The sequence below is a fragment of the Aeromonas sp. QDB62 genome, from assembly GCF_027705695.1.
In the GTDB taxonomy this organism is placed as follows: domain Bacteria; phylum Pseudomonadota; class Gammaproteobacteria; order Enterobacterales; family Aeromonadaceae; genus Aeromonas; species Aeromonas allosaccharophila.
Genome location: NZ_JAPDCD010000079.1, coordinates 1 through 9,715, shown reverse-complemented (window position 1 = coordinate 9,715; position 9,715 = coordinate 1). Strand labels below are relative to the sequence as shown.

The window sequence follows — 9,715 nt, the reverse complement described above, 5'->3', positions numbered from 1 at the left end:
CAAGGTGTAACCTACGCTTCGCTTGGTTCTCACCCTCCGGCCTTCGGCCTACGCCCCCGCTCCCTTCGGTCGGGGGGTTGCTGCGCGTTTCGCTTCGCTTCACTTACTGGAGGGCTTCGCCCATGAACACTGACGAATCCAAGCGCCGCCGCCGTGGGCCTGCGCCGCTCGACGCCACGGACAAGCGCGGGCATACCGTTTCGGTGCGCCTCAACGATGCCGAGCTTGCGCGGCTGGATTCGCAGCGTGACGCGGTGCAGATGCAGCGGGGCGAGTACCTACGCGCCGCCGCTCTGCATCGCCTGCCGCCCACCATCCCGGCAGCGAACCGGGAACAGTGGGCAGAGTTGGCCCGCACAGCGGCCAACCTGAACCAGATCGCCCGGCACCTGAACGAAGGGCAGCGGGGCGACGGGGAGCGCATCGGCAAGGCGCTGGGCTTGCAGTTGAGCGCCGAGCTTGCCAACTGCCTGCGATTGCTGGTTCTGGTGCGCGGCGACTTGATAGGCGTCAAGCACGACTCGGAGGACGTGGAAGATGAAAGCGAAGGTTAGCCGTGGTGGCGGTTTTCGCGGTGCGCTGAACTACGTTTTTGACGTTGGCAAGGAAGCCACGCACACGAAAAACGCGGAACGTGTCGGCGGCAACATGGCCGGGAATGACCCCCGCGAACTGTCGCGGGAGTTCTCAGCCGTGCGCCAGTTGCGCCCGGACATCGGCAAGCCCGTCTGGCATTGCTCGCTGTCACTGCCTCCCGGTGAGCGCCTGAGCGCCGAGAAGTGGGAAGCCGTGACGACTGACTTCATGCAGCGCATGGGCTTTGACCAGACCAATACGCCGTGGGTGGCAGTGCGCCACCAGGACACGGACAAGGATCACATCCACATCGTGGCCAGCCGGGTAGGGCTGGACGGGAAAGTTTGGCTGGGCCAGTGGGAAGCCCGCAGCGCCATCGAGGCGACCCAAGAGCTTGAGCATACCCACGGCCTGACCCTGACGCCGGGGCTGGGCGATGCGCGGGCCGAGCGCCGGAAGCTGACCGACAAGGAGATCAACATGGCCGTGAGAACGGGCGACGAACCGCCGCGCCAGCGTCTGCAACGGCTGCTGGATGAGGCAGTGAAGGACAAGCCGACCGCGCCAGAACTGGCCGACCGGCTACATGCCGCAGGCGTAGGCGTCCGGGCAAACCTCGCCAGCACCGGGCGCATGAACGGCTTTTCCTTCGAGGTGGCCGGAGTGCCGTTCAAGGGCAGCGACTTGGGCAAGGGCTACACATGGGCGGGACTACAGAAATCAGGGGTGACTTATGACGAAGCTAGAGACCGTGCGGGCCTTGAACGATTCAGGCCCACAGTTGCAGATCGTGGAGAGCGTCAGGACGTTGCAGCAGTCCCTGAGCCTGATGCACGAGGACTTGAAGCGCCTACCGGTCGCAGTCTCGACCGAGACGGCGCAGACCTTGGAACCGCTGGCCCGACTCCAACAGGACGTGACGCAGGTTCTGGAAGCCTACGACAAGGTGACGGCCATTCAGCGCAAGACGCTGGACGAGCTGACGCAGCAGATGAGCGCGAGCGCGGCGAAGGCGTTCGAGCAGAAGGCCGGGGAGCTGGACAAGACCATCTCCGACCTGTCCAACAGCCTGTCAGGGCTGGAAACGAGCATCAGCAGCATGAAGCAGACCGCGGAGCAGGTGGCGGACTTGCCGGGCAATCTGGTGAGCGCACAGAAGGACATGACGCAAGCCGCCAACAAACTGACCGAGGCAGCGAACGAGACGCGCCCGCGCCTTTGGCGGCAGGCGCTGGGGCTGATTCTGGCCGGGGCCGTGGGCGCGATGCTGGTAGCGACTGGGCAAGTCGCTTTAAACAGGCTAGTGCCGCCAAGCGACGTGCAGCAGACGGCGGATTGGGCCAACGCGATTTGGAACAAGGCCACGCCCAAGGAGCGCGAGTTGCTGGAACAGATCGTCAATCGGCCCGCGAACTAGATCCGACCGCCTACCTTGAGGCGAGCGGCTACACCGTGAAGCGCGAAGGGCGACACCTGTCCGTCAAGGCTGGCGGTGATGAGGCGTACCGCGTGACCCGGCAGCAGGACGGGCGCTGGCTCTGGTGCGACCGCTACGGCAACGACGGCGGGGACAATATCGACCTTGTGCGCGAGATCGAACCTGGCACCGGCTACGCCGAGGCCGTCTATCGGCTTTCAGGTGCGCCGACAGTCCGGCAGCAACCGCGCCCGAGCGAGCCGAAACGCCAACCGCCGCAGCTACCGGCGCAAGGGCTGGCAGCCCGCGAGCATGGCCGCGACTACCTCAAGGGCCGGGGCATCAGCCCGGACACCATCGAGCACGCCGAGAAGGCGGGCATGGTGCGCTATGCAGACGGTGGCGTGCTGTTCGTCGGCTACGACCGTACAGGCACCGCGCAGAACGCCACACGCCGCGCCATTGCCCCCGCTGATCCGGTGCAGAAGCGCGACTTACGCGGCAGCGACAAGATCTATCCGCCGATCCTGCCGGGCGACCCGGCAAAGGTCTGGATCGTGGAAGGTGGCCCGGATGCGCTAGCCCTGCACGACATCGCCAAGCGCAGCGGCCAGCAGCCGCCCACCGTCATCGTGTCAGGCGGCGCGAACGTGCGCAGCTTCTTGGAGCGTGACGACGTGCAAGCGATCCTGAAGCGGGCCGAGCGCGTCACTGTGGCCGGGGAAAACGAAAAGAACCCCGAGGCGCAGGCCAAGGCCGACGCCGGGCACCAGAAACAGGCGCAGCGGGTGGCCGAAATCACCGGGCGCGAGGTGCGCCAATGGACGCCGAAGCCCGAGCATGGCAAAGACTTGGCCGACATGAACGCCCGGCAGGTGGCAGAGATCGAGCGCAAGCGACAGGCCGAGATCGAGGCTGAGAGAGCGCGAAATCGAGAGCTTTCACGCAAGAGCCGGGGGTATGATGGCCCCAGCTTCGGCAGATAAGAGCGCCTGTCAGTCGGTGTGATGAACCGACCGACAGGCTAACCATCATCAACCTGAGTAGGAGGCCGATATGGCTATCAACATTATGGAGGCGTTCCAGCAGGAACCGCCACAACTGGACTTCATCTGGCCCGGCTTTCTGGCTGGCACCGTGGGCGCACTGGTGGCCCCCGGCGCGACCGGCAAGAGCTTCTGGGCGCTGGAAGCGGCTATGTCCATCGCTTGCAGCGTGGCAGGCGGTGACGTGGTGAACCTCAAGCCGCAGCACACCGGGCGCGTGGTCTATCTGGCCGGTGAAGATCCCGAACCCGCCCTGATCCGGCGCGTTCACGCCATCGGCCAGCACCTCAACCAGTCAGCCCGCGAAGCCATCGCCGAGAACCTGACCCTTGAGCCGATCATGGGCAAGCGCCTGAACGTCATGGACGAGGAGCACTTGCGCCGCGTCATCGAGTACAGCGCCGGGGCGCGGCTGATCGTGCTGGACACCCTGAGCCGGATTCACAGCCTCGACGAGAACAGCAACGGCGACATGGCGCGGCTTGTCGCCACGCTGGAACACGTCGCGGCCAGCACTGGCGCGTCTGTCCTGTACCTGCACCACGTCAGCAAGGGCAGCGCCCGCGAGGGGCAAACCGACCAGCAGCAGGCAGCGCGGGGCGCATCGGCACTGATCGACAACGCCCGCTGGTGCGGCTTCGTCGCCAAGATGACCGAGGACGAGGCCAAGCGCCTGAGCGACCGCGCCTATGACCGTCAGCCCATCGGCAACGACCGGCGCGGCTTCTTCGTGCGCTTCGGCGTGAGCAAACAGAACTACGACGCCACCCCGCTTGACCAGTGGTATGAGCGCCGAGACGGCGGCGTGCTGGTTCCGGTGGAACTGCTGGAAGTGCCGAACGGCAAGAAGGGGGGCAGCCGTGAGCAAGCATGACCTGACCCACGCCCGGCACGACCCGGCGCATTGTCTGGCCCCCGGCCTATTCCGCAGCCTCAAGCGTGGCGAGCGCAAGCGCGGCAAGCTGGACGTGGTGCATGACTATGGCGACGGTAAGCGCATCGAGTTCAGCGGCCCGGAGCCGCTGGGCGCTGATGACTTGCGCATCCTGCAAGGACTTGTGGCAATGGCTGGGCCGGGTGGCCTTGTGCTGTCACCTGAGCCGCAGACCGAGGCCGGGCAGCAACTCCGGCTGTTCCTTGAGCCGAAATGGGAAGCCTTCCAGCAGGATGCGATGGTGGTCAAGGGCAGCTATCGAGCACTTGCCCGCGAAATTGGCTACGCCAACCCCGACGACACTAAGCCGGTTCGGGAGTGCATCGAGCGGCTTTGGAAGGTGTCCATCATCGCCCAGAACGGCAGGAAGCGGCAGGGCTTCCGCCTGCTGTCCGAGTACGCCAGCGACGAGCAGGACGGAAAGCTGTATGTAGCCTTGAATCCCCTGATTGCTCGCGCCGTCATGGGTGGCGCGCAGCATGTCCGCATCGACATGGACGAGGTGCGGGCGCTACAGACCGACCCGGCGCGGCTGATGCACCAGCGCCTATGCGGCTGGATCGACCCCGGCAAGTCCGGGCGGGTGGAACTGGACACGCTTTGCGGCTACGTCTGGCCGGGGCAGGCAACCAACCCCAATACGCTCAAGACGCGACGCCAAGCGGCTCGCAGGGCGCTTCCTGAGCTTGCCGCATTGGGCTGGGCAGTCAGCGAATACGCAAAAAACAAGTTTGAAATCGGCAGGCCGAAAGCAACGCATCTGCTCGGCCCAGCACCCAAAACACAGGAAATTAGCCATGAGAAATGATTGGGAAACGCCGCCGACAGTCGAAGTGCGTATTCCGGTGAAGTTGAACAGTGATTCCGGAATCTGTGAACACCATTTCCGGAAAGTATGCGGACAGGGATTCTTCGAGCAGAAGCTGGGCTTTGAGGGGAGGCATCTTTTCGACTCACTGAACAAGCCAGCAGCCAAGCGCAACGCGGCAGTTGTGGATCCAAGACGTTGGAACAGGACGGTTCATCTGACATCAGAGTACGTGCTCTGAGGTGTTGTAGGAGAGGAATAAAGTTTCATACTAAGCAGTCAAGTAACCCTGTTTGTACCGTTCTAAATGATACTCACCCAGAAATAAAGATTCATACTAATTCCTACTACAAAATCTGAGTCACGCTACAACTGAGTAATAAAGTATCATACTGGTTGTCTTGAGCATCCACAGATTGATTGGCCCCATTCAAACACGTTTCTGGACAAGAATGAGCTAGAAGTATTGATCTAGCTCTGGTGATTTGAATTAGAAAATGTATTAATGTTGTGTATAGTTTATCAGCAGGTATTCGTAAGCATCTAGTCAGGAAAAACAACAATACCCAACGCTTCGAGAAGCTGTTCTTGTTGCCAGCTGGCAATTTTGATACCTGATGTATCGACTTTTCGAGGATCTAAACCGTCGAGTTCGGCGTGACATAAATTAGCACCCTGTAGGCTAAACTGTCCCCAGACATCTTCAGAAAAAACACCTCGACTTAAGTCTGACTCTTTCAGTGATGCGCCCGCGAGGTGAGTCCCTATCCAGCGATTTTCAAACAGCTCACATTTTTCTAAACAGACCCGCTCCATATTGGCATAAGACAGGTTACATCCAGTAATAAAGGCTGAGCAAAAGTACATACGATTACTCACTTGATTGGCAAAGTTTGCTCGGGAAAAGTTGGCCCCTTTTAAATCACACTCACGTAACTCAATACCGTAGCAATTGGCGTTACTAAAGTTTGCCATCGCAAGCTGGCATTGTTGGAAACTTGCATCGCGAAGGTCTGCGACATCAAAATGGCAACCTTCGATATCACCCTGTTCAATGAACTTGCAGTTAATAAATGTCGCATCACGCAAGTTAGCACGTCGAAAATCGCATCGGATAAAGGTGCAAGCAGTGAAAGTAATATCACTTAGATCTTGATGTGAAAAACTGTGGTGTCGATATGTGTGACGGTAGGTTTCCATGTTGACTCCTATGATGAACTGGACGCAACACTACCATCAAAGCCACATCACATCACCAAAATAAAAACACTAAAAATCAAGATCTTAAAAACCCTCATTTTGCCTATTTTAAGGGGGTAAAATAGCGCCCTGAGCCTCTATGTTAACGTTCAAAGTACGCGGCACCATTGAAAAAAGTTATCCGCTTAAAAAGCCACAGAGAAAATGAACCCAATAGATTACTGATGTCCGCCATTAGGTAAAGTAACCTTAAACGGAAGCCTGCAATTTGAAGTAGATACAAGGTCTAAGAAGGAATGGGGCATAAACGTTTTAGAAATGGCAGTGTACTCTGATCGCTGCCATTTAAGTATGAATCTTTAATACTCAGTATGATTCTTTATTACTTAGTAACGAAACTTTATTCTACTCACACAGGTGTCCGGAATCGGTGTACACGCAAGCCGGAATCAGCGTTCATTTTAAACCGGAATAGGTGTTCATTTTCGACCGGAATATGCACGAAGGGCTGATTGTCCGGGCTTGGATTGGCGAGGATGGGGGAACCGCAGAATTCGGAAAAAATCGTACGCTAAGCTAACGGTGTTCTCGTGACAGCTCTTTGACTAGGCTTTCTAAGGCCATTCTGATAGCCATGACTTCCTGAAAAGCCATGGCTAAAATTTGTGCGGCTAAAAGGGATACCGATGGTAAAGTAAGTTATCCCTGTCGAGATACTGAAAAGCGTTATCCTCGTTTTTCCCAAAACTGTTTTGCCAGTTCGCTCAGAGCGCTAGTTAACTGAGCGACAGATTTCGCACTTTGCAAATTATTCTGCCCGGTCTGTACATTGGTATCAGCAGCATCGCGTATATTGATAATACTGCGGTTTATGTCTTCACTTACTGCTCCCTGCTGCTCGACCGCAGTCGCTATTTGCGCGTTCATGTCGGTAATTTCGTTAACGCGTTGGCCAATTCCATCAAGAGCTGTAGCTGCTTCCTCTGCGTGAGCTACACTCGTGTCCGCTTGCCGACTACTTTGCTCCATGACTGTAACAGCGGATTGCGCTCGCTCTTGTAGAGCGCTGATCATGCTTTGAATATCCGTTGTCGATTGCTGTGTGCGAGCAGCAAGACTGCGAACCTCATCGGCGACAACAGCAAAACCACGCCCCTGCTCACCAGCACGCGCGGCCTCAATTGCTGCGTTGAGTGCCAACAAATTCGTTTGCTCGGCGATCCCTCGTATAACGTCAAGAACTTTTGATATCTCGTTACTTTGACCTTCAAGCTCATGAATAACCTGAGCGGCTTGCCTAATTTCACCTTCAAGGGCAGTGATTGACTGGCTTGTGTGGGCTACCAGACGCTGGCCAGATGCCGTCTCAGTGTCTGCTCTTCCGGCCGCATCTGCAGCATGCTGTGCATTGCTCGCAACCTCTTGAATGCTTGCCGCCATTTGGTTTACTGCCGTTGCTATTTGATCTGTCTCTGCCTGCTGCTCAACTGTAAGTACATTGCTTGACTCAATATCCTTTAGTAGGCCTCGGGTGTGTTCGCTAAGCCGATTTGATGCATCACCTATGCGACCTACTATGGCGCCTGTTTCAGCTTGCATCATTCGTAAAGCAAACTCTATTTGGCCAAACTCATCGGTGCGCCCAGTGTAGATGGATTGACTTAATGGGTTATTGGAAATATTCCTGGCTCTTTCAACCAGTCTTCCAAGAGGAGAGAGAATAGCCAAAACACTAACAGAGCTTAAGCTTCCTGACATTAAAGTGGCTAACAATAAGCTGCTTATTGATGTATCAGTAAGCATGCCGGCAGCCATTGCGCTCGATATAATACTACCCCATATGAGCAAGAGTATTTTCACGGAAAAGCTAGCAGCCAATTTCGGCCTCGCGGCCTTCCCGCTTCTCAATTGAGCATATAATTTTTCCGCAGCCAAAACCTGCTCAGGTTCAGGCTTGGTCCTTACAGACTGGTATTCAACAATCGAACCATTCTTAGCTATTGGCGTTACATAAGAACTTACCCAATAGTGGTCGCCATTTTTACAGCGATTTTTTATTAGCCCCATCCATGAGCGGCCAGATTTTAATGTACTCCACATATGCTCAAATGCAGCAGGCGGCATATCTGGGTGTCTTACGATGTTGTGAGGCTGGCCTAATAGTTCTTCCTCAGTGAAACCACTGATTTTAATGAAGTCAGGATTAACGTACGTGATATAGCTTTGAGGGGAGGTAGTCGAAAGAATATTGGTATCTTTTGGGAGTTCTAAGTTTCGACCCGTCACTGGTAAATTCTGGCGCATAAGAGCCTCAATGGTTGGCTGTTTTATTTTATTGTACTCGGCATTAAGCCCAATTTCTTTAGCGTTACGATAAGCTAGCATGGCTACACCGACCCCGCTAGGCTGATTGGGAAGCGTTGCCTGATCTACTCAGGAGGGCGCTTCGATAACGTAGCCATTGAGCCGGAAACCGGCGAGCACTGGGGCAGCGTGATCTGGTGCGAGTATGTGTGACCCCCTGTTTAACTCCACCCAACCCCCACGGTAACTCCACCCAACCCCCACGGTAACTCCACCCAACCCCCACGGTAACTCCACCCGCCCCGATCTGGAAAACCCAGACGGGGCGCGGATTTGCTGGCGATTCGCAAAATCCATCCAAGATTCTCTAAGAATCTCCACTAGGCGCAGCACAGCCCGCGCCCCTTCGGCGCGGTCTGGCATTGCCTCAAATGCCCGGCCAAGACCATGCGCAAGGCGAACACCTCTCCCCCCGCCTTCGGCGACCCCCTCCGGGGGTAAAGGGCCAGCGGGGAGAGGGGGGGGGTGCCGGTTTCCCGGCCTAAACCCCTCAGGAGGCGCTTTCTGGCGTTTCTGGCGCATCCCCAAAGGGCAACCCCGCCTGACCCGGCATCGGCGCGTCTGCGGCTTTCTGGGGCGCTTTGCGGAGCTTCGGGTAGCCCGCCTTGCGCATGGCCTTGGTCAGCGCCTCGATTGCCGCCCAGGTATCCGCCGCCCATGCCTCGGACGGCTCAAAGTCCCCGGCCTTGATCGTGTCGGCAACCTCAACAATACGACTGGCGGCAGACTTAGCGTAATACACTCGGCTTCTCTTTTCTGCTGCCTGTCGTTCTGTTTCGATGTATGACTGTAGTTCTGTTTTTTCTTCGTCTGTCAGATTCTCAATTAGGCCGCCTGACGGCTCGTAAGAATATACGTCAATAGACCCCATCATCTTGACGATGGCGCGGCGTTTTTCCTTGTCATACCCCCGGTAGGCGAGCACCTGAACCCGGCGACCTTGGCGCTTAAACTGCATGGCGGTTTCTCCGTTTGACTGTGTGATTATATTATAGTTCGACAGTCGCACGCTGTCGAGTGTTTATTGTCGGCCTATTTTTCAATCCGACCGTCGCACTCAAATAGGTTTGCACTGTCGGATTGAGTAACGCTCGACAGTCTGCCGTTCTTGCGATACCATAGTTGCATTGTATCAGTTCGCCCCGGCGCCTTGCCCACCCCCTCTCCCCGCTGGCCCATTACCGCCCTTGGGCGGTCGGGCCGAGAGCGCAGCGAGCGGGCCGGGTGGGTGGCTGTTCGGTGCTTGCATGGAGATGTGCTATTATGGTATTTGCGCGGTGGTTTGGCATGGAGCAAGGTGTAACCTACGCTTCGCTTGGTTCTCACCCTCCGGCCTTCGGCCTACGCCCCCGCTCCCTTCGGTCGGGGGG

The 9,715-nt window shown here is 57.0% G+C and carries 9 protein-coding genes and 1 pseudogene; 7 read left to right on the top strand and 3 right to left on the bottom strand.

The genetic code is table 11. The features are described 5' to 3' along the window. Nucleotides 1–122: 122 nt before the first annotated feature. The 7 genes and pseudogenes from OKC27_RS21925 to OKC27_RS21895 all read left to right on the top strand — a co-directional run bounded on the left by OKC27_RS21925 (nt 123) and on the right by OKC27_RS21895 (nt 5,022). A complete protein-coding gene (locus OKC27_RS21925) occupies nt 123–554 on the top strand; it encodes a plasmid mobilization protein (RefSeq protein ID WP_012537712.1) in 432 nt (143 codons plus the stop codon). Then, nucleotides 538–930, top strand: a pseudogene (locus OKC27_RS22940) (relaxase/mobilization nuclease domain-containing protein); the annotation flags it as partial. The gene OKC27_RS21925 and the pseudogene OKC27_RS22940, both read left to right, overlap by 17 nt. 379 nt (nt 931–1,309) lie before the next feature. Then, on the top strand, nt 1,310–1,993 hold the full coding sequence (locus OKC27_RS21915; RefSeq protein ID WP_043849885.1) for a hypothetical protein: 684 nt from the start codon (nt 1,310–1,312) through the stop codon (nt 1,991–1,993). Between the two features lie 35 nt (nt 1,994–2,028). Beyond that, nucleotides 2,029–2,979, top strand: a complete 951-nt coding sequence (locus tag OKC27_RS21910; protein ID WP_043849884.1) for a hypothetical protein — start codon at nt 2,029–2,031, stop codon at nt 2,977–2,979. A gap of 70 nt (nt 2,980–3,049) precedes the next feature. Further along, a complete protein-coding gene (locus OKC27_RS21905) occupies nt 3,050–3,913 on the top strand; it encodes a helicase RepA family protein (RefSeq protein WP_012537710.1) in 864 nt (287 codons plus the stop codon). Then, a complete protein-coding gene (gene repC, locus OKC27_RS21900; RefSeq protein WP_012954629.1) occupies nt 3,900–4,781 on the top strand; it encodes a replication protein C, IncQ-type in 882 nt (293 codons plus the stop codon). The genes OKC27_RS21905 and repC overlap by 14 nt, the downstream gene beginning before the upstream one ends. After that, complete coding sequence (locus tag OKC27_RS21895; RefSeq protein WP_270806704.1) at nt 4,771–5,022, top strand: hypothetical protein; 252 nt, start codon at nt 4,771–4,773, stop codon at nt 5,020–5,022. Before repC ends, OKC27_RS21895 begins: the two co-directional genes overlap by 11 nt. Before the next feature lie 302 nt (nt 5,023–5,324). Here the strand turns inward: OKC27_RS21895 and OKC27_RS21890 are convergent, their stop codons facing one another. From OKC27_RS21890 to OKC27_RS21880, 3 genes are all read right to left on the bottom strand, one after another. Beyond that, nucleotides 5,325–5,981, bottom strand: coding sequence for a quinolone resistance pentapeptide repeat protein QnrS2 (locus tag OKC27_RS21890; protein ID WP_012537714.1), 657 nt, complete (start codon nt 5,979–5,981; stop codon nt 5,325–5,327). A 726-nt stretch (nt 5,982–6,707) separates the two neighbouring features. After that, on the bottom strand, nt 6,708–8,366 hold the full coding sequence (locus tag OKC27_RS21885; RefSeq protein ID WP_270806703.1) for a methyl-accepting chemotaxis protein: 1,659 nt from the start codon (nt 8,364–8,366) through the stop codon (nt 6,708–6,710). Nucleotides 8,367–8,835: 469 nt separating this feature from the next. Further along, nucleotides 8,836–9,303, bottom strand: a complete 468-nt coding sequence (locus OKC27_RS21880; RefSeq protein WP_012954630.1) for a hypothetical protein — start codon at nt 9,301–9,303, stop codon at nt 8,836–8,838. Between the last annotated feature and the right edge of the window lie 412 nt (nt 9,304–9,715).